Annotated in this window: 16 protein-coding genes and 2 tRNA genes; 11 read left to right on the top strand and 7 right to left on the bottom strand. The window is 43.7% G+C overall.

Annotation, left to right across the window (positions count from 1 at the left end):
* Positions 1–53: 53 nt before the first annotated feature.
* From K7I13_RS04015 to K7I13_RS03985, 7 genes are all read left to right on the top strand, one after another.
* A tRNA-Asp gene (locus K7I13_RS04015) sits at positions 54–127 on the top strand.
* Positions 128–255: 128 nt separating this feature from the next.
* Positions 256–327: transfer RNA gene (locus K7I13_RS04010), tRNA-Pro, on the top strand.
* Positions 328–812: 485 nt separating this feature from the next.
* On the top strand, positions 813–3218 hold the full coding sequence (locus tag K7I13_RS04005) for a tetratricopeptide repeat protein (protein WP_255948172.1): 2406 nt from the start codon (positions 813–815) through the stop codon (positions 3216–3218).
* A 35-nt stretch (positions 3219–3253) separates the two neighbouring features.
* Positions 3254–3832: a DUF2971 domain-containing protein gene (locus K7I13_RS04000; protein ID WP_255948171.1), complete on the top strand. Its 579-nt coding sequence runs from the start codon at positions 3254–3256 to the stop codon at positions 3830–3832.
* A gap of 948 nt (positions 3833–4780) precedes the next feature.
* Complete coding sequence (locus K7I13_RS03995) at positions 4781–5122, top strand: helix-turn-helix domain-containing protein (RefSeq protein ID WP_255948169.1); 342 nt, start codon at positions 4781–4783, stop codon at positions 5120–5122.
* Positions 5123–5666: 544 nt separating this feature from the next.
* A complete protein-coding gene (locus K7I13_RS03990; RefSeq protein WP_255948168.1) occupies positions 5667–6383 on the top strand; it encodes a hypothetical protein in 717 nt (238 codons plus the stop codon).
* Positions 6384–6949: 566 nt separating this feature from the next.
* The gene (locus K7I13_RS03985; protein WP_255948167.1) at positions 6950–9214 is read left to right on the top strand and encodes a bifunctional diguanylate cyclase/phosphodiesterase; all 2265 of its coding nucleotides are present in this window, start codon (positions 6950–6952) and stop codon (positions 9212–9214) included.
* Positions 9215–9248: 34 nt separating this feature from the next.
* On the opposite strand, the gene K7I13_RS03980 is transcribed toward K7I13_RS03985, so the two are convergent.
* Positions 9249–10220 (bottom strand): alpha/beta hydrolase, encoded by a 972-nt coding sequence (locus K7I13_RS03980; RefSeq protein WP_255948166.1) that lies wholly within the window; start codon positions 10218–10220, stop codon positions 9249–9251.
* A gap of 326 nt (positions 10221–10546) precedes the next feature.
* Here K7I13_RS03980 and nrdG point away from each other — a divergent pair, with 326 nt between their 5' ends.
* Positions 10547–11059, top strand: coding sequence for an anaerobic ribonucleoside-triphosphate reductase activating protein (nrdG, locus tag K7I13_RS03975; protein ID WP_255948165.1), 513 nt, complete (start codon positions 10547–10549; stop codon positions 11057–11059).
* 75 nt (positions 11060–11134) lie between these two features.
* On the opposite strand, the gene K7I13_RS03970 is transcribed toward nrdG, so the two are convergent.
* On the bottom strand, positions 11135–11686 hold the full coding sequence (locus K7I13_RS03970; protein WP_255948163.1) for a DUF1697 domain-containing protein: 552 nt from the start codon (positions 11684–11686) through the stop codon (positions 11135–11137).
* A 343-nt stretch (positions 11687–12029) separates the two neighbouring features.
* Here K7I13_RS03970 and K7I13_RS03965 point away from each other — a divergent pair, with 343 nt between their 5' ends.
* Both K7I13_RS03965 and nrdD read left to right on the top strand, forming a co-directional pair.
* On the top strand, positions 12030–14249 hold the full coding sequence (locus K7I13_RS03965; RefSeq protein WP_369413722.1) for an anaerobic ribonucleoside triphosphate reductase: 2220 nt from the start codon (positions 12030–12032) through the stop codon (positions 14247–14249).
* 29 nt (positions 14250–14278) lie between these two features.
* Positions 14279–14470, top strand: coding sequence for an anaerobic ribonucleoside-triphosphate reductase (gene nrdD / locus K7I13_RS03960; RefSeq protein WP_255948161.1), 192 nt, complete (start codon positions 14279–14281; stop codon positions 14468–14470).
* A 55-nt stretch (positions 14471–14525) separates the two neighbouring features.
* Here nrdD and K7I13_RS03955 read toward each other — a convergent pair whose 3' ends face one another.
* From K7I13_RS03955 to K7I13_RS03945, 3 genes are all read right to left on the bottom strand, one after another.
* A complete protein-coding gene (locus K7I13_RS03955; protein WP_255948159.1) occupies positions 14526–17909 on the bottom strand; it encodes a UvrD-helicase domain-containing protein in 3384 nt (1127 codons plus the stop codon).
* Between the two features lie 480 nt (positions 17910–18389).
* Positions 18390–18953, bottom strand: a complete 564-nt coding sequence (locus K7I13_RS03950; protein ID WP_255948157.1) for a TetR/AcrR family transcriptional regulator — start codon at positions 18951–18953, stop codon at positions 18390–18392.
* Positions 18954–19147: 194 nt separating this feature from the next.
* Positions 19148–20212: an NAD-dependent epimerase/dehydratase family protein gene (locus K7I13_RS03945; protein WP_255948155.1), complete on the bottom strand. Its 1065-nt coding sequence runs from the start codon at positions 20210–20212 to the stop codon at positions 19148–19150.
* 211 nt (positions 20213–20423) lie between these two features.
* Between K7I13_RS03945 and K7I13_RS03940 the strand changes: the two genes are divergently transcribed.
* Positions 20424–21254 (top strand): DUF4421 family protein, encoded by an 831-nt coding sequence (locus K7I13_RS03940; protein ID WP_255948153.1) that lies wholly within the window; start codon positions 20424–20426, stop codon positions 21252–21254.
* 29 nt (positions 21255–21283) lie between these two features.
* Here K7I13_RS03940 and K7I13_RS03935 read toward each other — a convergent pair whose 3' ends face one another.
* Positions 21284–21529, bottom strand: coding sequence for an alpha/beta hydrolase (locus K7I13_RS03935; protein ID WP_255948151.1), 246 nt, complete (start codon positions 21527–21529; stop codon positions 21284–21286).
* Positions 21514–22236, bottom strand: coding sequence for an alpha/beta hydrolase (locus K7I13_RS03930; RefSeq protein WP_255948149.1), 723 nt, complete (start codon positions 22234–22236; stop codon positions 21514–21516). Before K7I13_RS03930 ends, K7I13_RS03935 begins: the two co-directional genes overlap by 16 nt.
* Positions 22237–22493: the final 257 nt, after the last annotated feature.

Here is a 22493-nt window from a genome sequence, read left to right as displayed (position 1 = left end):
TTTCATTCCTTATTGACAGATTTGCGTTTTTCAGCTACATTTTTCTACATTACGGGGGCGTAGCGAAGCTGGTTATCGCGCCGGCCTGTCAAGCCGGAGATCGCGGGTTCAATCCCCGTCGCTCCCGCTAAACCCGTCTTTTTGACGGGTTTTTTTATTTTTCAGCCGCAGCAGGGTCCTTATAAGCGGCTTAAATCGGACCCTGTTAACATATATGTTGTGGTACTGGAAACTATTTTCAGTACCACTTTATTACGGGCAGTAGCGCAGGGGTAGCGCGCTTGGTTCGGGACCAAGAGGTCGTGGGTTCAATTCCCACTTGCCCGATTGTAAGTTGGTATGATTTTAAAGGTTTGTAATTCTCTGTAAATCAGCTGTTTTGGAAACGGCAATAAAATCAGAATAACTATTTCCTCAAACGGCTGGTGCGGCGAATGGGCTGCCGTCAGATATGTGAAATCCCCGGTAAAAAGCAGAAAAAAATATTTGATTTCCAGCAGGATAAACAGCCGCATAATTCTCCTTTTATAATCGTTTTGTTTTCAAATCAATCAGGACTTTTGTCCGAAAATCTTCAGTTTTCTGATCCTGTTATCATATATCATCTTTCATATATTAAAATAATTTCCTTTAGCTCGACACATATCTGAAATAAATAAGTTTTTCTGTCCGGAAATATCCCGCAATAAAGAACTTCGTCTGGACATATACCCAAAAAATGGCAATACACTTTTTATTTGTATGCGTAAAATAAGTGTGATACAATAATTTCCATATTAAAAACAGAAAAATAAAGACATAAAGAGGACCTGATGACAAAATATGACCTTGATCTGGATTATTTGATTGCCGGCGTTGATATTACCAAAGAAGACCTTGCGGCAATAATTGAAGAAGCTGATATACGTATTGCAAATCCCGGTATTTCCGATTCCGAAAAGGCTCTTGCGTATTTAAAAAAAGGCCAGGCCTTGCAGGAACTGGATAAGAATGACGAAAGCATTGCCCCCATTGAAAAAGCTCTTGAATTATGTCCCGATATGCCGGAAGCGCTCATGCGGCGGGGTATTATCCATGATAAGAATGGTGACTATGACTCGGCGATAGCTGATTTTACGGAAGCAACCAGGCTAAAGCCGGATTATGCTTTGGCTTATTATAATCGCGGAAACGCATATGCAAGCAAAGGTGAAGATGATCGGGCAATAGCCGATTATTCGGAAGCAATCAGGCTGGCCCCGGATGATTCGTCAGCTTATGCTAATCGCGGAAACGCATATACCCGCAAGTGTGACTATAACCAGGCAATAGCAGATTACACGGAAACAATCAGATTAAGGTCAGATTATTTTTTGGGTTATTATAATCGTGGAATCGCATATGCAAGCAAAGGTGAAGATGATCGGGCAATAGCCGATTTTTCGGAAGCAATCAGGCTAGCGTCAGATAATTCGTCAGCTTATTATAATCGCGGAATCGTATTTGATAGAAATAGTGAGTATGACCAAGCAATAGCTGATTTCTCTGAAGCAATTAGATTAAGGCCAGATTATTTTTCGGCTTATAATAATCGCGGAAACGCATATGCAAGCAAAGGTGAAGATAATCGGGCAATAGACGATTATACGGAAACAATCAGGCTGGCGCCGGATGATTCGTCAGCTTATTATAATCGCGGAACCGTATTTGATAGGAATAATGAGTATGATCAGGCAATAGCTGATTTCTCTGAAGCAATTAGATTAAGGCCGGATTATTTTTCGGCTTATAATAATCGCGGAAATACATATGCAAGCAAAGGTGAAGATGATCGGGCAATAGACGATTATTCGCAAGCAATCAGGCTGGCGCCGGATGATTCGTCAGCTTATTATAATCGTGGAACCGTATTTGATAGGAATAATGAGTATGATCAGGCAATAGCTGATTTCTCTGAAGCAATCAAACTAGAGCCGGATGATTATTTAGCTCATAATAACTGTGGAAACGCATATGTTCACAAGGGTGAGTATGACCAGGCGATAGCTAATTATTCCGAAGCAATCAGACTAAAGCCGGATGATTCGTCAGCTTATAATAATCGTGGAAACGCATATGCCCGCAAGAATGACTATAACCAGGCGATAGCTGATTTCTCGGAAGCAATCAGATTAAGACCGGATAATTCGTCAGCTTATTATAATCGCGGAAATGCACATGCCGGTAAAAGTGAGTATGACCAGGCGATAACCGATTACTCCGAAGCAATCAAACTAAAGCCTGACGATTATTTGGCTTATAATAATTGTGGAAATGCACATGCCAGTAAAAGTGAGTATGACCAGGCGATAGCTAATTATTCCGAAGCAATCAGACTAAAGCCGGATGATTCTTCAGCTTATTATAATCGTGGAAACGCATATGCCCGCAAGAATGACTATGACCAAGCAATAGTTGATTACTCCGAAGCAATCAGGCTAAAACCGGATGATTCTGATATGTATTATATTCGAGGTATCATATATGCAGAGGTCGATAAATTTGATCAGGCGATAACTGATTTCACGGAAGCTATCAGATTGAATCCTGATAACCCTTTTACATATTTCTTCCGGGGATTTGTATATATTCGTAATAATGACTATGAACGGGCTTTGGCTGATTTCGCAGAAATGTTTAAAAAAACTGGAACCGATGATAAAGAAATCCGGAAATCTGTACAAAGTATGGTTGATGAACTTTTTCATCAAGAAAAAAAACTCTTTTGGAAAATTGATATAAATGAACTGGAATTTTTTCCCAACTTCTTTGTAAAGATCATACGAAAATTCAGGCAGAATAATTTCGAATCAGAAAATTATCAGGAACTGGTCCATTCTGTGCACGAATTATGGCATTCTCTTTTATGCAATAACTCGGCTATTGAATATATATATCAATATACATCACAGTCTGTTTTAAATATAATGAAAGAAAAACACCGCCTGAGGCTGACTCCCGCCTGTTACCAGAATGATCCTGAAGAAGGAATTGTTTTCTATAACCGGCTGCAGGAAGCATTATCAAAGCGAAACCATCTGTTGCTTGAAGTCCTCGATAAAGTCAAAAATAACACGAACAGCACTTCAATCGCCTTTGTCAGGAGCTTCTCAACAAATGAAGATAATCTTCTGATGTGGGACAGTTCGTATGCGGAAAACGGCAAAGGAGTATCGGTCGGAATATCAGTAAAAAAATAAATAAAGGGTCCGGAATCGGCGAATCAAAAGCCTTTATGAAAGACACCGATTTTTTAGCAGAACTTGATGCCGGCGGCATTAAGCCTGACAGAACGGAAAAAACGGCGGCAGGCGGAAAAAATGAGGAGAATGAAAAATCCGAACTGCTTCCGGTAGAGAAAGCCGGTTTATACAAAGTGTTATATATTGATGAAAAACCAAATGCTCAGATAAAAAAAATATCGAAATGCCTGAAACATATCCCCTCCGGCGATTTAAAAGATGCACACCGTAAAGAAATACTGACCTCTCTGCTGTCGGACCTCTTCACTTCAGTTTCGCATTTGATAAAAGACTCCGCATACGAACATGAACATGAATACCGGCTGATGCATATCGGTTCCATAGAAGACGACAGAAACTACATTAAGGCAAGTTCAGAATCAAATGATTTAAACATACATACGGGTATTTATATAGAAACGGAACCCATCCTTTTTTCCGATCCGGAAGACAGGGAGGTCATTTATTTCGGACCAAAAGTTGACGGTATCGCTGTTTTGCGGGCAAGGCATATTTTTGAATATGAGGACCTGCACGCGGAAATCAGGGAATCAAAGATAAAATACAGATAACAAACCGGGAATACAATTCCAATTCCCTGATTAATAAATCCTTCTATAAATAATAGATGTAAATATCAAATAATATCTGTCCTGTTCGAATCAAAAAGCCTCGGGTTACATATCACTTCCCCAGGAATAAAGAAGACTACCCTGCTATAAAGATTCTCTGTGCCGTTATTCTGAGAATAAAACCGGCTGTCATCTTACCACATCTGTCGACAATTACGAAAAACTATCCTGCTAATATAATTAACAGTTAATCGCATCCGTGTTTTTCCACTATGAATCCTGTTCGACTTATGTGCGGGACAAATTAGAAAATTTCGCCGACCCAAACCTCCGCAAAAAATCCCGGAGCCGGATTTCTCCTTTTCCGGTATTTTTATTATATTTAACGCACAGGCAGGAGGTGAGCCCTGAACCGGCAAGTGTTTTCTAAAGGAGATTGTCAAACACTAATTCCGATCGAATACAAGCTAAACAGGTTCAGCCTTATTCCCTGTGCAAACATTTTTACATACTTCAGTATTCCGTGGCCGGAAATTACGGAATACTAATTACCCCATTAAACAGGAAACAGGAGTATTTTCTGTTTCCTATCCATTTAAAATTATGGCATTCGGTAAAGCGCCGCAAATTTCTGAATATTCTATTCTTCCTTTTTTCCAGTGTCAGCTAAAGACACGCTGTCTTTAGCCGCTGAATTCTGAATTTTTTTTGCATCCATATCGGCTATGAATTTTTTCAGTTTCAGAAGTGTTTCTTCATCCAGAAGTTTGACGGTTTCAATAAGTCTTTTTTGTTATCTAACTTAGTATTCATCACTTTACCTCAAAATTTGACTTAATCAAAGTCTATATCTAACTTAGTTTTATGTCAACTTTTTTTTTCATTGACTTAGTAACATTTCTGTGTTAAGTTTCCTTAATGGGGTGGGAAACTTGCAGGAGTCTCAGTATGTCTTTGGGTGACCGTATCCGGATAATCTTAAATGAACAGCACATAAAACAAATCGAACTTGCGGAAAAACTTGGTATAAGCGCCAATTATGTTAATTTACTTGTCAACGGAAAAAAGACGAGAATATCCGATACTCTGGCGCAATTAATAGAGGAAAGATACGGGTATTCATCACAGTGGCTTTTGACCGGAACCGGTGAAAAACTGGTAGATACAGGTATTTCCGATAATAAAATAGAAATCATTAACAGAATAAAAAAAATGTCGCAGGAAGAAGTGAACGCCACGATGGCATTTATTCACTCGCTTGAAAAAGTACACGAAGAATTCAAAAAATAAAGAACTCCCGGAATAAAAACGAATAGAATTATTTCACACTCTTTTTTGTCACAAAACTGACTGTCAGTCAGTAACAGGTAAAAAATTCCGGTTTTTGTATGCTGATAATTTACCATTGCGGCAGTTTTTATACAGATATTCTGCCAGCCGGCAAGTCCTGTTAAAGTCAACCGGCTGCTGTTACCGCAATTAGAGGCTATGTCTTTGTTTTCTGCGCAGGTCTTACCGGGTGTGATCTTCGCATCAGGTAACCACGCCCAGCGGGCACATACCGTCTTTACCGGTCCGGCGGGCAAGTATGATGGCGGAACAGTCCTATCCGAATTCCGGACAGCCTTTTTATTTACTCTGCATCATGGAAACTCGCGAAGCGGGGGTAGATGCAGAACACGGAATATATATATAATCTGTATGGTAATGCCTTTAATAATGTGCAAAGGCAAAAAAGCGGAACCACAGGAATTCTCCGGAAGTAATATTGTATTTGCTGTTCCTGAATAGGTTCTGTGAAGCGAAAAAGTAGTTCTATATAAAGGGAATAAAGATGCCGGAAAAACAGCTATTTATTATCAGACTGTTCCTGTTCATAGCGGGATTCGTTATTCTGCTGTTTGTATTTTTTCTGATTACGGCGAATGCGGATTTGGGTACGGCCGACCGCTTTATCTGGGCCTCAGCCGGTTCCGTATATATTGCCGCCTTCTGTCCGTTCCTTTTTTCCCCATCGGGCAAAAAAAGCATTTTCGGGAAAATGCCTCCGCATATCCTGCTCTGGCTTGGCGCGATGGCTTACATCATTATTTCGACTGTAGTCATACTTCTGGTCAGATTTATTCTCCCGGTGTATGCCGCGGCAGCAATACAGTGCATTGCCGTTTTTCTGTATGCCGCGCTGATATCTTTCGTATGTTTTTCGAAACACCCTGCAAGAAAAATTGCGGCGCCGGCGATCGGAACATCTCAGACGATTCAGCTGATAAAAAGTGAACTTGCTTCACTGTCAGTCAAAATGGCGGGACTCCCGCAGGAATATAATGAAGCAAAAAAAGAAATTGAAATAAACCTGGAAGCTGTGAAAAAGTTTTTGCCGCTTGAGAACAACACGGAAACGGATATTGAAGCCGGTATACTGGATTCAATCAGGCAAATAGACCAAAGCTCGGATGTTATTCTTTCAGGCGGAAATCCTCCTTCATTCGAAAATGAAGTAAAGGAACTTTCAAGTCTGATAGAAAAACGTGCCATGAAGACCCCTGTCTGAACACAGCGGCCGCCTCATGCAAATCCCTCTGTCATCCGGCGGCAATCCTTCCGTAAACGCCGGGCCGGGAAAAGAAACCGTAGTCACGTAAAAGCGGAGAATGGCCGGTGTTGTTCAATCCTGCAGGATTGAAGCATATTCTTTATCCGCCCGCTCCGCGGCCGGATACACGAATCTTATACAGACTCTGTTTGCATCGGATAGTAGATAATATTGAAAATTACTCATACTATTAGATAGTAATAGTGTGAGATAGTAACTGTGTTAGGCAATTAAAAAAAGGCAGCAATATCACTTTAAACCCCTCACTTTTCCCGGCATCTCCTTTTTCCGGAACTGCATATTTTCGGCTGACCGGGTGCAATAATCTTATTACGGACAGCCGGAAATTAAAACCGATGTGAAATACAATTCTATGCCGCCGGCCGGAATAAAGCAAAATTGCTCAATGGTTCAATATATAAACACTATATAATAAACCGTGCGGAAAAATAAAAAATTTGATGTTTTTTTAAATTGTGTTATACTTGATATGGGGTATATACTTTTATATACGGAGCTAAGAAGTGAAAAAGTTAAAAATATCAAATTATACTGCTTTCATTATTGCGGGCAGTGTGTTCGTCGCTTTCCTTATTTCCTGCCTGTTTTTTATTCATGGCATGAAAAAGAGAAATGAAGCGGAGACATCAACCTTCCTGACCGATGAAACATCCCAGATGCAGACTACGATCCATCTGAGAATAGAAAATGATTTCCAGACTGTCCGCGCCTTCGCTGTCGGCCTGGCTGCATCCGAAATATCTGGCAATGAAAAAGTACGTATGGCAGTACAGCAGTTTACCCGGAGCAACAATTTTATCCGTGCCGGACTGTCTGATGCGGACGGCAATATTGATTTTGTATATTCCAATGGTCTTATTGCTGAAAATGTAAATACATCCTTTCTTCCTTTTTTTTCCGCAGTTATGAACGGAGAGGAGGTCTTTGCGGACCCGGTTTTTGACCCTGATCTTAATGAATATGTATATACATATGCGGTTCCTGTCAGGCAGGACGGAAATATTACAGGCGCCTTATATGCGGCTCTTAGCGGTTCCTTTTTCAGTGAAATTATTTCAACGCCCTTATTCCGCGGCAGCGGATATTATGCGGTTATTAATAACAATGGTATCGTTATGCTTCCTGGCGCGGACCCTAACCCGAAGGTCGTTACCGGGGCCAGTATTTTTGATATCGGTGATTTTACGGATACTGAACATGAACAGATCATATCAGCGCTGACGGAGGGCAGGCCCGGAAGTTTTTCCTTTACCATTGATTCAGTTATGCAGATGGTTACCCTGCATCCCCTTGGTATAAATGAATGGGCTGTAATAAGTGTTATCGGACTTCCGTATATTAATGCCCGTTATAATGTAACCGTTGCGGGTGCGGCGGTTCTTCTGGCAGTTGCCTGTTTTATTTTTCTGTTTCTTATGTACTGGCAGCTGCATACGCAGAAAGGAAAACAGACGGAGCTGGAAACGCTTGCATATACTGACCGTCTGACCGGCGCAAGGAATTTTCTTAAATTTGAAATTGACGCTGGTGAAATAGTAAATAAATATACCGATAAACGTTTTGCCTTGTGGACCTTTGATACAAAAAACTTCAGCAGGATCAATAATATTTTCGGAAATGAAAAAGGAAACAAGGTGTTACAGCGTGTTTCCTCGATTCTCGGCGCCAATAACTCAAAGGATACAATCCACTGCCGTATTTCGGCGGATCTTTTTGCAGGAATACGGCCATATCAGCACCGCTATGAGCTGGAAAAGTGGTTTGATGAAGTAATAGCTACTCTTGCAAAACGGGAAGTGATTGCGGATAATCAAATGCAAATCGATGACGCAATGGGTGTGTACTGTATAGAAGATTTTGACGCGAAAATATCCATAGCTGACATGGTAAATAAAGCAACTCTCGCAAAAAAGGCCGCGAAAGTCAGGGCCGGAAATGTGGTTATGTTTTATGACAAGGAGATGGGCGACAGTCAGCGGTGGAAAACCGAACTGGAGGCGAGGGGGAAACAGGCCGTTGTGAACGGAGAGTTTACCTTCTTCCTGCAGCCCAAGGTTTTTATACAAAGCGGTTACCATATCGCGGGCGCTGAAGTTCTTGTCAGATGGAACTACCCGGAACATGGATGGATATCTCCCGGTGATTTTATTCCTCTGTTTGAAAATAACGGTTTTATCATTGAGCTTGACCGGTATACTTTTGAAAAGGCATGTAAATGGTATGCTGACCGTTCATCAAGGGAACGTGTTCCCGTCCGGCTCGCGGTGAATGTTTCGCGCCAGTGTCTGCTCAGAGACGACTTTCTGGAGTTTTACACAGCAATAAAAGACAAGTATGGTATACCGGATTATGTGCTTGAACTGGAATTCACGGAAAGCGTAATACTTGATGATTATGACCTTTTTTATAATACTGTGGTCGCCCTCCGCCGGAATGGATTCATCTGTTCGATAGACGATTTTGGAGCAGGCTATTCTTCCCTCAATGTTCTGAAAAACCTGCCAATAGATGTTCTGAAACTTGATGCCCTCTTTTTCAGGAAAGGTGATAGTGACGCGCGCGAACAGATTGTAATCGAGAATTTTATCCGGATGGCAAAAGAGTTGAATATTAAAACGGTGGCCGAAGGTGTTGAGACATCCGAGCAAGTTGTTTTTCTCCAGAACATAGGCTGCGATATGATCCAGGGTTATATATTTTCAAAGCCGCTTCCCCAGGATGAGTTCGAAATACTTATCAGCAACAGCGGAGGCGAATTCCTTCTGTAGGGCTTTCCGTGAAATTTATGGTCTCGTTTTCCATTCAGCTGAGGAAACGGTCTATAAAGTTTTTTACCGTCTCCCAATATGCAGCGCTGTCAGCAAGCGCTGCAGCTCCATGACCGGCACCCCTTACAATCAGTTTTTCCTTCGGACCGCCGGCCGCATTATATACCTTATCGAGCATATAGGGCGGGACAAAAGTATCACTGTCGCCGTGGATAAAGAGCATGGGTGTTTTTGTTTTCGCGACCTGTTTGACTGCATCCGCTTCTCCCAGTGTATAACCTGCCCTGATTCCGGTTACCGCAGATGCGAAATACAGCACCGGGAAGGCCGGTAGCCTGAATAATGTTTTCATCTGATACGCGAGTTCTTCCCACACGGAAGAATACCCGCAGTCTTCAATAATGGCTTTGACATTTTCCGGCAGCTCTTCTCCCGATACCATCATGACAGTGGTCCCGCCCATGGAAACCCCGTAAAGTATTATTTCCGCGTCCTTATCTTTGCGGACGATTTCATTAATCCATGAAACTATATCAAGCCGGTCATGCCAGCCCATTCCTATATAGTTTCCCTCACTCATCCCATGACCTCTTGCTTCCGGGATAAGAATATTGAAATCCATATTGTAAAAGGTCATGGCCGGTTTTATCATAGCCGTACCAACGCTGGTATATCCGTGGCATAAAATCGCCCACCTGCCGGTTTTATTTTTATTGGGGATCATATACGCATGAAGCCTCAACCGGTCTTTTGATTCCAGATATATATTTTCATATCCAATGGAATTAAACCATTCTTTTTCTTCCTGCCTGTCCTGCAACGCTTCCGGGTTTACCTCAGTCGAACCCGCAACAACATTTTCCGGCGCATCAAATACGGCCGACTTGTCTGATTTCGGATTTATGGCAAGGTTATACAGTATATTTCCCGCAATAAATCCTGCAACAATCAGTATAAGAAAAAAAATACCAAGCACGATAATCATATTCTTCGCCTTCGCTTTCATATAGTCTCCCGAAAATCCGTTCCCGCACGCAATGGTATGCTCTGTATAAAATCCGAAAAACATCGGGTCCGCGCACTGTCTTTTAAAATAGCTGATACCAAAATAAACATATTAAAAAAACACACAGGGGTCAACTGTATATAACCCGCGGGACTTTTTCTGTTTCCGCATAAAAAAACTTTTTCATTATCCGGGTGTTGAACTGCGCGGCAAAATGAATTAGCATTATTCTGAACAGCTTGTTCAGTTCCGCATATCAACCGGCGGCTTAATAAACTAAGCTTCCGGCTGATAGATTGCTTCTTATGAAGAGGGGAGGATTATCCATGCCAGTACCCATGATCCGGCTTGCCGGTATTGTTGAAGAGTCAACTGTTGACGGCCCGGGCTACCGTTTTGCCATATTTACGCAGGGCTGCCCTCACCGCTGTCCCGGCTGCCATAATCCAGAAACCCATCCGGCTGAAGGAGGTTTTTTTATTTCGGCTGATGAACTTTTTTCGGAAATCATGAAAAACCCGCTTTTAAAGGGAGTAACCTTCAGCGGAGGCGAACCTTTTTTCCAGGCGGCCGGACTTGCGGCTCTTGCGGAAAAAATTCATACGACAGATCTCAATGTAATAACTTATAGCGGTTATACCTATGAGGAAATAATAAAAGGCGCAGATACAGAAAACTGCTGGATGCGGCTCCTCGAACAAACCGACTATCTTATTGACGGACCTTTTGTGCAGGAAGAAAAAAGCCTGGAACTTCAGTTCAGGGGATCAAGGAACCAGCGCATTATCGATATAAAGGCCTCGCTGAAAAAAGACTCCGTTGTAGAGGTTTCTTTTTAAACTATGTTTCCTATCCGAAAGGAATGTGAACAGAAACCGCGGACAGAAAAATATTCCGACACGGTTTTCTGCTTTTTATTCTTCCTTTGATATTTCTATTATCTTATTGATTGTTTTCCAGTTTCTTGTTGTAGCTGTTACCTTCAGTATATTTTCAAAAAAAGTATTTGTTAACTTAGTTTTTCCATACCCGTTAGGACAATTCAAATAAATCATTCTGTCTCTTATTTCAAATACTTCGCCCTGAGTCGCCCTTGCCGTTATTTTTTCCGTATCAATTTTCCGCATATCTACTTTTTTAAAAAAAAGTGTCACATAAAAATTGGAGACATCAGTTATTGTATCCCTGTACGGATTGTTAGTAATTATTGCTTCCATTTGTGAAATGGATATTATCATCACCGGGACTGTGTAATTGAATTCCTGCCGGATTTTGTTTTCAATTATCTTTTCCAGTATATCCGGTTTTTCTTCCGTATGATTTTCGAAAATAATATTTCCGCTTTGCAGGTATGCTTTTACATTGGGAATCCCTATGTTTTCAAAAACTTTTTTCAGGGCCTCCATTTGTATGCTGTTTTTACCGTTTAGGTTTATACCGCGTAATAAAGCCGCATATCTTTCCATAAGTACAATCCTTCTTGCATAGAGCTTACCTGTTTTTTATTATAATACACTTTTTTCTGTTTTCCATAGCCGGAAGCCCTGCATCTGTCCGGTTTTTCCGGATTTTTCACGAATATTCAAAATTTAGGTTTAAAAAACCGGGTTAAACCCGATAATAAAAGCAGATATAACACTATATGCAGTGTTGCTGATGATATTGACACGCTAGATATGTGTTGTTATATTTGTAATAGAGCAGCGGTCCACAGCGGATACCGCTGATGCGGAGGAGTAATATGCACGGAACAAAGGTTCGCACTATCACGAAAAGGGACGGACGTATTGTTTTATATGATGAAACAAAATCGCGCAGGCAATATTAAAAGCCCTTACAGCTTCCGGCAAGGAAGACGCTGCGGCCGCCGCCCGTCTTGCAAATGCGGTCAGAGCCGGTCTGGAAAAAAATGGCCCTGAAAATTACCGCATTGAGGATATCCAGGATGAAGTCGAACGTGTTCTGATGCATGAAGGTTATGATGAAGCGGCTAAACGTTATATACTGTACCGTGCAAAGAGAACGCGGGTACGGGAATCGAATACCGCGCTCATGCACGCCTGTGATGAAATAACTAATGCTGACGCAAGAAAGTCAAATCTGAAACGTGATAACGCAAATGTTGACGGAAATACGGCCATGGGAAGTATGCTCCAGCTGGGATCCGCTGCCGCGAAATCATACAATACCGCCTATTTGCTCTCCGAAGAACAGTCGAAGGCTCACAGTGAAGGATGGATACATATTCACGATTTCGATTTTTATTCTCTGACTACAACCTGCTGCCAGATAGATATCGACACGCTTTTTTCCGGAGGATTTAATACCGGGCACGGATACTTGCGTGAACCCCAGGATATTCAGAGTTATGCAGCGCTCGCATGTATAGCCATTCAATCAAACCAGAATGATCAGCACGGCGGGCAGAGTATTCCGAATTTTGATTATGCGCTTGCGAAGGGTGTTGCGAAAACATACCGCAAAATTTTTGCCGATAACCTCTATAAGGCCCTGCTTCTTTTATCTCCCGGCACTAAAACAGACAAAGACAGTGTTTCCGGACTGCTTGTGCGAGCTGCGGAGCTGAGCGGACATACGCTGAGTCTGGAACAGAATGCGGAATATTTCGACAGCCTCGGATATCTTCTGAGTGAATCGGCCGGTCCCGGAATTATGGAAAAGGTCCTGGAATTCGCGCTTTCCGTATCGGCTTCTGAAATTGAGCGCCGGACTTACCAGGCAATGGAATCGGTTGTTCATAATTTAAATTCCATGCACTCGCGGGCCGGCGCACAGACACCCTTTTCTTCAATCAATTACGGAACAGATACGACTCCCGAAGGCCGGATGATTATTAAAAATATCCTGCTCGCTACCGAAGCCGGTCTTGGCCGCGGTGAAACACCGATCTTCCCCATTCAGATATTCAAACTGAAAGAAGGAATAAATTATAATCCCGGCGATCCCAACTATGATCTCTTCGAGCTTGCGTGCCGGTGCAGCGCCAGGAGGCTTTTTCCGAATTTTGTAAATCTTGATGCTCCGTATAATCTGAAATATTATAAACCAGGCCGCCCGGAAACCGAAGTCGCTACCATGGGCTGCCGGACCCGTGTTGTGGCGAACCGCTATGATCCTGATCAGGAAACAATTTTCGGAAGAGGAAATCTGTCTTTTACTTCAATTAATCTTCCCCGTCTTGCAATAGAGGCCGGCGGAAATGAACAGCGGTTTTATGCCTCTCTTGATAATATGATGGAATTAGTCGCGACGCAGCTGCTTGACCGGTTTGAGATACAGGCAAAAAAGAAGGTGCGGAATTTTCCTTTTTTGATGGGGGAGGGAATATGGCTTGACAGTGACAAGCTGGGGCCTGATGATGAAATCCGCGAGGTCCTGAAACACGGGACTCTTTCAATAGGCTTTATCGGCCTTGCTGAAACTCTGGTCGCACTCTATGGCAGCCATCACGGAGAGAGTGATGAGATGCAGGAAAAAGGGCTGGCTATTGTCAGGTATATGCATGAATTCACCCAGAAAAAAGGTGAGCAGACAGGAATGAACTTTACCCTGCTCGCAACTCCCGCCGAAGGTCTTTCCGGACGTTTTATCGAAATGGATAAAAAACGCTACGGGATAATTCCTGGCGTGACCGATAGGGATTATTACACAAACTCATTTCATATACCGGTGTATTACCCCATTTCCGCTTTCATGAAAATCCGGAAAGAAGCACCGTATCATGCCCTCACTCCCGCCGGGCATATCACCTATGTCGAGATGGATGGTGATCCCTCACGTAACCTTGACGCCTTTATGTCGGTTATCCGTTATATGCATGAAATGAATATAGGATATGGTTCGGTAAATCATCCGGTGGACCGCGACCCGGTATGCGGTTATGTGGGTATTATAGATGATATATGCCCCCGCTGCGGCCGGCGAGAAGGAGAATCGATAGACCCTTCAAAACTCGCGGAGCTGCAAAAAAAATATCCGGCTATAACCGATTTTGTCGGTCATACCTGATGGGAATAACATTCAGAGGAGATACTATTATGAAACATGACCAATCCATTAATGAAGAAAACACTGTACGGCAGAAATCCGGAGGATGCACGACTGCGGGAAAAGGAACCGGCTTTGAAAGAATCAGGCGCATTACAGGATATCTTGTAGGCACTATGGATAAATGGAATGACGCAAAAAAAGCCGAAGAAGCTGAACGGGTAAAGCATAATCTCAGCTGATATCAGCGGTCCTGTTTTTCAGAACCTTTCCGTTTCACCTCCCGGCTCCTCCGTATCAGAAAAGAAGCTGCAGCTGGGTATCTTTTTTTTCCTGCTTTAATTCGCCTTCCCGGAGAAGCGGAATAATTGTTTCCAGCTGATTAAGAAATCTGCTCGGACCTCTTTCCAGCTTTCTGCCGAGGAACATGCGTGACTGCGCCCATGACAGATACAAACCCTTCCGGGCGCGCGTCATTGCGACATAGAGCAGTCTGCGCTCTTCCTCAATCCGTTCACTATCTTCTCCGTTTTCCTTATCATAAAGGGTAAAAGGCAAAAGGCCTTCTTCCAGACCCGCCGCAAAAACATAGTCAAATTCAAGTCCCTTTGAGGCATGAATAGTCATGAGAGCAACACCTTCTTTCTTTGCCGGGGCACCGTCGACCGGACTTCCTATCGCAAGCATATCGAGAAAGGCCGGGAGATTGTCATACAGCTCCGCAAGAGATATAAGCCTTTGTACGGGTTCGGGAATATTTTTCGGCGTCTCCTTCTTTTTTTTATTCAGCAATTCCCAGGCGTGTTCAACTGCCCGGGCCGGAAGTTGGGGCGCAATAATTTCTGCGTCCTGTGTCACTGTATTGTTCCTGTCAGTTTTTTTTTCCGTTCGCAGAATATCGAGAACAGCTCCTGCCTCATTTTCTTCCCACCAGGGTTTTTCACCTATAAAGTCATAGGGTATTCCGTGATCATGGAGGGCCTTTTGTATGGGAGGGGCAAGGGCAGCCGTACGGATCAGTATTGCGCAGTCTCCCAGATTTTTAAGCGGACTCTCTTCCTGAGATAAGCCCTCGTTATATTCAGGAGCAGAATTTACAACACCGCTATCAAAAGCAAAAAAGCTTGTTCCTCCGATGAGTTTTGAAATCCGGCGGGCAATGCCTTCCGCCTCTGATTTTTCTCCCGGATAGCCGCAGCGGTACAGCATGACATCGCTTCCAGTACCTGACAGTTCCGTATCCATGAGCGTTCCCGCCGCGTGAATAATGGGTTCGGCACAGCGGAAACTTTTTATAAGGTTATACTGCGAAGCATTTGAATAGTCGGTAAGAAAATGTTCCACAAAGCGCCGGTCAGATCCCCGGAATCCGTATATGGCCTGATTGGGATCGCCTATAACATACAGCTGGGGAAATGACCCGGAAAAAGTTTCCGTTTTTTCCGAAGGACATAATGTACGGATCAGCGCATACTGCGCGAAATTAACATCCTGAAATTCATCGACAAAGACAAACCTGAAACGGGTCCGGTATATTTCCAGGATTTCCGGATGCCTGATAAAAAGCCTGACAGTTCCCGAAATAAGATCATCAAAATCAAGAGAGCCCAGAAATCTCAGGCGGTCACGGAATTTTCCATACAGCATTTCCATTTCGCTGTCCGCCTCCGGAATTCCTGTTTCGTATGCAAGGGCCAGAAGGTCCGGCTGAAGAGGATTATTTTCACACGGCACGGTATTTCCCGGTAAAAGTAAAAACCGTTTCCTCTGTTCAATATACTTTCCCAGACCCTGAACGGAAATTCTTTTTTTTCCGGCCGGTGCTTCGTTTTTCCGGTAATCGTCTATTATTGTATTCAGAATTTCAATACGCTCTGCTTCGGAAAGAATGGTAAAATTTTCCGACAGGCCCGTTCTGTCTGCGTTTTCACGCAAAACAGACATACAGAAAGAATGAAAGGTTGCCGCGGTTATATCTCCGGCGGCTTCAGGTCCCGCCGAAACCTCAATACGCTTGGCAAGTTCTCCGGCCGCTTTTACAGTAAAAGTAATGGCAAGAATCCCGGAGGCTTTGACCCCGCTGTCCAGTATATGAAGTATGCGTGATACCAGTACCGCTGTTTTTCCGGTCCCCGGACCAGCAATAACAATGGCAGGACCACCTCTGTGCCTGATAGCCTTTGTTTGTTCCTGATCCGGTGTAAAGGTTTTTTCTTCCTTTGCCGTTTTTTTTTCAGTATCTGCAGCCCGTTTTTTTTCAGGCCCTTTTGTCTTTTTTTTCTGTTCAGCGGAATGATTTTTTTTAGCGGCTAGCTTTTCAGCTCCATCGCCGAACAAATCAGGCGTTAAATCTTTTTGTGCCTTTTCTCCGGGACTGAATACATGGATTACACCATACTCTCCGTCATATCCGGGGCTGATTGATACATCTCCGGAACGCATCCGGCCTATGGCTTCCGCCAGAAGCTCTCCCGGCACACCGGGACAGTTCAGTTTTTCCACTTCATGCAGATCAAGCTCTTTAAGGAGCGAAAACTCACTGCCCGCTTTCGATATGAGCGTGCTGTAAGCGGCCCCGACTTTTTTTGAAGATACTCCGCTTTCAATAATTTCAGACAGAATTTCCGGCAGCGGAATAAGGGAAAAGTAGGGACGCCGGTTTGTCCCGGCAGCTGAAACAGGACACGGCGCCGTTTCATTTACCTCAGTGTCAGCGAGTTCAATGACCCGCCTCATTACCCCCTGCGTAAGTGTTTTCCCGCATACAGGACAGCGTCCCCCTGAAAGAGATGTTTCTTCCGGGCTGAGATACACGGAACAATTCCGGTGTCCGTCATAATGGTATTTTCCTTCCTGCGGGAAAAATTCTATTGTTTCCGCAATATCATGTTTTTCATCTTTTCCCTTAATCGCGGAGACGAGCGAAGTATATGACATATCCATTTCAAATACCGTTGCTTCCCTGCCCAGTTTTTCCGGAGAGTGCGCGTCGGAATTCGAGATAATGGCAAAGCGGTCAAGGGACCCGACAGCCCAATTCATGGGCGGGTTTGAAGATAGGCCTGTTTCTATTGCGTAAATATACCGGGTAAGATCCCTGTAACATTCATCTATTGAATCAAACCCTGATCTAGCGCCAAGCGCGGAAAACCAGGGCGTCCAGATATGGGCGGGAATAAGCAGTGAGCGTTCATCAGCTTCGAGAAGAATGGCAAGCAGATCCCGGGAGTCTATGCCGATAATCGGCCGGCCGTCGGAAGTAATATTTCCGATGCGGGCAAGGGCTGTCTGAAAAGCCGCCGCGGCCTTAAAATCAGGAAGAATGACAACATGGTGTACCTTTCTTGTTTTTCCGTCACGGCTGTAAATGGTACTGATTTCTCCGGTGAGAACAAAACGCGGGCTGTTATTCATGTTTCCCGGCACAGGTAATCCTTCCGACAGGGAAAGCCCTGAATTAAATTCCCTGATAATATCCTGCCTGAGGGTGTAAAAGCCTTCTTCCGACTCCTCAAGCTGCCCGCGCAAATCTGAAAGCCAGCGCGGGTGCGTGCAGTCCCCGGTACCGATCAGATGTATACCCTTAATGCGGGCCCAGCGGTCAAGATACAGGGGGTTCAGTTTTGAACTTGTCGCTCTCGAATAATGGGAATGGATATGCAGATCGGCAGTAATACGCATGGAACCAGTATAACCGCATTCATAAAATCCGGCAATAAACCGCAGTTTATTTTAAGACGTGGGGTGATGCCTTTAATCCGGTACGGCTCAGAAAAAGTGATTTGTATCCCATAAAGGAATAAAGGACTGTTTCGCACGGGATGGATATATCCTCGTTTTTTCTTTTTTTGCCTAAAAGAGCGTTTTTTTTTGGAAACATCCCCCTTTTGGGGGATGTTTTGCAGAAAAAGTATGATTATACTTGGATAAAATGCTTCCGAATATACGGAAATTCTGGTATGGTGCATACCGGTAGGTTCCTGTTTGCGGCTCAACGGCCAAGGACGGCAGCTTTCTGAAGAGAGCTGAATGATATATCCGGAAGTAAAATATACATTGTCTACCATGGTTAAAAACAGCAGCAGTATTGAACACACAGCATGGCTGTTTTTATAACCTACTTTACCTGCATGGACTATCCGGGTTACCCCTCCGGCTGGTTCATGCAGGTTTTTTTACAGGCTGTATCAGTCCTGCGATAAAAAACGCCAGTTTTTCCGGGCTTTCCTTCATGCCGTTTCCGGCCCAGTGCCGGATAATTCCTGCGGTACCTTCAATAATAAATTCATTGAACAGAATATGGTTGCCTGCAGGTCCTGAGGCAGCGTGATTCCGCCGGAAAGAAGCTTCTGTTTTATAAACTATTGAAGTAATTTCCCGGATAATATTTCCACCCGCCGATTTTCCGGACAGGATTCCGACCATATCCTTTTCCGTCTTCAGAATTTCGCATACGTCCCGGAATTTCCGGACCAGCTTCTTTTCGCTGTGTTTTCCGGACACGGCCCGTTTTACCTCCCGTATTATTTCCGCCCTGATTGATCCGGCCAGTTCATCCGGGTTTTTATAATATGCGTAAAAGGTACTCCGGTTAATGTCGGCCTGTATACAAATCTCGGTAACAGTTACTTGTTCCGCGGGTTTTTCTTTCAGCAATTCGAGAAAAGCTGTACGAATAATCATTTGGGTTAACGCGGCTCTCCGGTTTCCCGCTGTATTTCCCATCGTGTTCCTCCGGTTTTTTTCATACAGATACCAGGTTTTTGCAGCCTGATTTCATATATATTATTATACCAGCAGGCTGTTATAAAACCAACAGTATGTATTATTTTTTTTTGGTTAATTGCAGATATGGAAACTGAATGAGGAAAACTGCCTGTTCCCGTTTTCCGGGAGACAGGCAGGGAAATATCTGTACTTCAGGCTGTTATGTGCCGGGGCGTATAAAGCGGAGCTTCCTGCGGTGTATGGACCGGTTTGATTCTGTGTTCAGCGCGAAGCCATTCGACCGCGTCGGTAATGGTCTGTTCAAATGGACGTACCGTATATCCGAGTTCCAGTTCCGCCTTTTTACTTGAAAAATTATTATTCCTTGCCAGATTATAAATTGCAAAACCGGTAAGCGCCGCAGGCTTTCCTGTTATTTTTGCGGCAATGCCGGCAACTACGGCGAGAACTTTCGCAACGGGTATGGGCAGAATCAATTTGACTTCCGGCGTTTCTGTCAGCGAGCTTATCAATTTGAACATTTCCCGTATTGTAACATTGCTGTTGCTCATTATATAGCCTTCACCTTTCCTGCCCTTTTCGCAGCAGGCAATAACGCCGGCGGCAAGGTCGCGGACATCAACGGAATTGAAACTGCCGGCGATGCCCGCAGGCAGTTTGCCGTTTACGCAATCAATAATGAATCTGGTTGCGTATCCGTATGCGTAATCATTGGGACCGCAAATCCCGGTCGGGAAAACTATCGAAGCGTCAAGGTCATTTTTGCGTACTGCATCAAGCACCAGCTGGGTCGCGATCGCCTTTGTTTTTCCGTAAAAGCCTATTACCGCTTCAGCTCTGAATTCATTAACTTCGGTGATCGGCTGGCCGTTGGGCAGTTCGGGAATAGCGCTTGTCGAACTGATATAAACAAGTTTTTTTACCTTATGTTCAATACACTTTTCAATAATATTCCTTGTTCCGAAAACATTGACTGCATAGACATCCTGGTCATATTCTTCTGATACGGTAACAATGCTCGCACAGTGGATAACTATGGTTTCCGTTTCCTCATGAACACTGAAAAACTTTTCAAGAGAGTCTGCATCCATAAGATCTCCTGTGACAATTTCGACTTCCGGCGGAACCCTTTCTTCTGCCGGATCATCCTTAAGCACCAGCGCGCGGACATTCCTGCCCTGTGCGATTAATTCCCTGGAAATGCTGCTCCCCAGATTTCCCGCCGCCCCCGTCAATAAATATACTGTCTGTTTCATAGGTAACTCCTTGTCTGTAAGTTTCATTGAGGTAAATGTAAGCGAGGAATGTAAATTCCGAGTAAACAGTGGATAAAATGATTATCAATTCGGCAGTTTTCATGCTGCCCGCACTGGATTTTTTTTCTCAAAGCGCGTACCGTTTTTTTACCGTATTATGATTACTGTATCCAGACGCTTCCTTTTTTTATTCATATTACTCTTTGCCGGTATGGCCGGAACCGGCGCCGCCGAAGAAGGATATATTCAGTCCTTTGATTCAAAGCTTGCCTTTACTTTTTTCCTGAATTACAACTTTACCAATTTCAATGAAGGTGAAACGGATCGTGAATTTACGACAAACAGGCCCATGGATTTCGGGATAGGAATTTCCTACAAACGGCTGGCGTTTTCACTGTCCTATAATGTTCCCTTTTTTTATGACGGCGATTTCAAGAAATCCGAATCGCTTGTACTGCAGCTCCAGTATTTTCACGAACGGTTTCTGCTTGATCTTTCCTATAAAAACTTCGAAGGGTTTCATCAGCCTGACCCGATTGAGTTCGGCGGCGAAGCTGATTTAAAACTGACAAATATCGGTGTTTTTTCGCAGTATATATGGAACAACGAAAGGCATTCTCTCCGCGCCGCCTACACTATGAATGAAAAACAGCTGCGCTCTTCCGGAAGTCTGCTCCTCGGCGCCGGCGTGTTTTATACATCGGTTGTTTCCGATGATTCACTGATTGAGCAATATAACAGAAAGCGTTATTTTATCCAGTTCGGCCCCAATGCGGGGTATTCCTGGACATGGGTGATAATTCCGGGAATGTTTCTCAACTTGTCCCTCTCCGCCGGATTGCACATGGGCGTGGATATAGAGGAAAGCCGCCTGTTTTTTGCTCCGGGCGGTTTCCCGGCATTTTCATTCGGCTATTCCGCTGAAAGGTGGTCATACGGTGTTACCGCTTCACTGAGTCTTCTAACGCTCAATGCAGGGCGGGAAAACTTTGATCTTATTTTTTCAGGCAAGTGCGTAATGATGTTTGTCCTCCGCCTGTAATCCTGCTTTTGCTGCCGGAGATTTTCCGTTTACAGAAATTTATCAGTGAATGCAAATACCCTGTCCCAGTATTCCTTTCCTGCTGTAAGCTGGGCTTTGCCGTGTTTCGCGCCCGGGACCGCGTATTTTTCTTTTTCAGATACGCACGCGTTATACAGCCTGTCCATCATTTCAAACGGAACAAAGGTATCGGCTTCTCCGTGAATGAAGAGGATAGGGGTTTCCGATTTTGTTACCTGTTTGAGCGCGCTGGCTTCTTTCAGGGAAAAGCCCATGTTTTTTTAGCGAGATGGTTGGTAAAATCCATAATGGGAAAGGCGGGAAGGTGATGGGCTGTTTTAACTAAATGGGAAAACAGGTCCCACAGGGAAGTGTATCCGCAGTCTTCAACAATTACTTTCACATTGGACGGCAGTTTTTCGCCTGAAGCCATCATGATTGTTGCCCCGCCCATTGAAACACCGAACAGGACTATGCCGGCCTCAGGATATTTTCTGATGATTTCATTGATCCATAGAATAACATCAAAGCGTTCATACCAACCCATGCTTATTCTGTCGCCCTCACTGCCCGCATAGCCCCGCGCGTCCGGAGCGAGTACATTAAATCCCCGTTCATAAAAATTGCGGCAGAAAACAGCCATCTTTCTTGCGTTTCCTGAATACCCGTGAAAAACAATAACCCAGTTTTTATTCGCGGGAGAACTGATGGAATAGGCGTGCAGTTTCAGACCGTCTCCCGATGAGACATACCAATTGTCTGAACTGTGCTCATCGAACCATTGTGTGTCGGCGTCGGTTTCAGTAGTATCCTGCTGAACCACGACCCGTTTTTCCTTTCGGGGATCAACTGATTTTCCCGGCGGAACATTTCTGGGGGCCATTGAAATCCTGTAAAACCGTTTACTTGCTACAGTTACACCGACAAGAAGCGCCGAAATCAGGACTACAAGACATACGGCGATTATTATGGCAATAGTCATGAATGTATACACCTTTAATTTAAATTTCTGATATAACGAATTAACTAATTCTTTATATCAGAGACACTTATAATCGGGAATAGTCAAATAATGCGAAATTATTTGACTGTATTTCTCCTGTATTAAAAATAAGTAAATACTAATTATTTATATGCTATTCTATTCCAAAATTTTGTGTAATGGCAAGATCTCTGCCGCAGGGAAAACAGTATATTGTGATTCAGAATATGTAAAAAAATGGAAAAACGTGTATGAGG

The organism is Brucepastera parasyntrophica (assembly GCF_022376835.1).
Classification (GTDB): Bacteria; Spirochaetota; Spirochaetia; order Treponematales; family Treponemataceae; genus Brucepastera; species Brucepastera parasyntrophica.
Note: the sequence above shows the minus strand (reverse complement) of the source record. Positions and strands in the feature narration are given on the sequence as shown.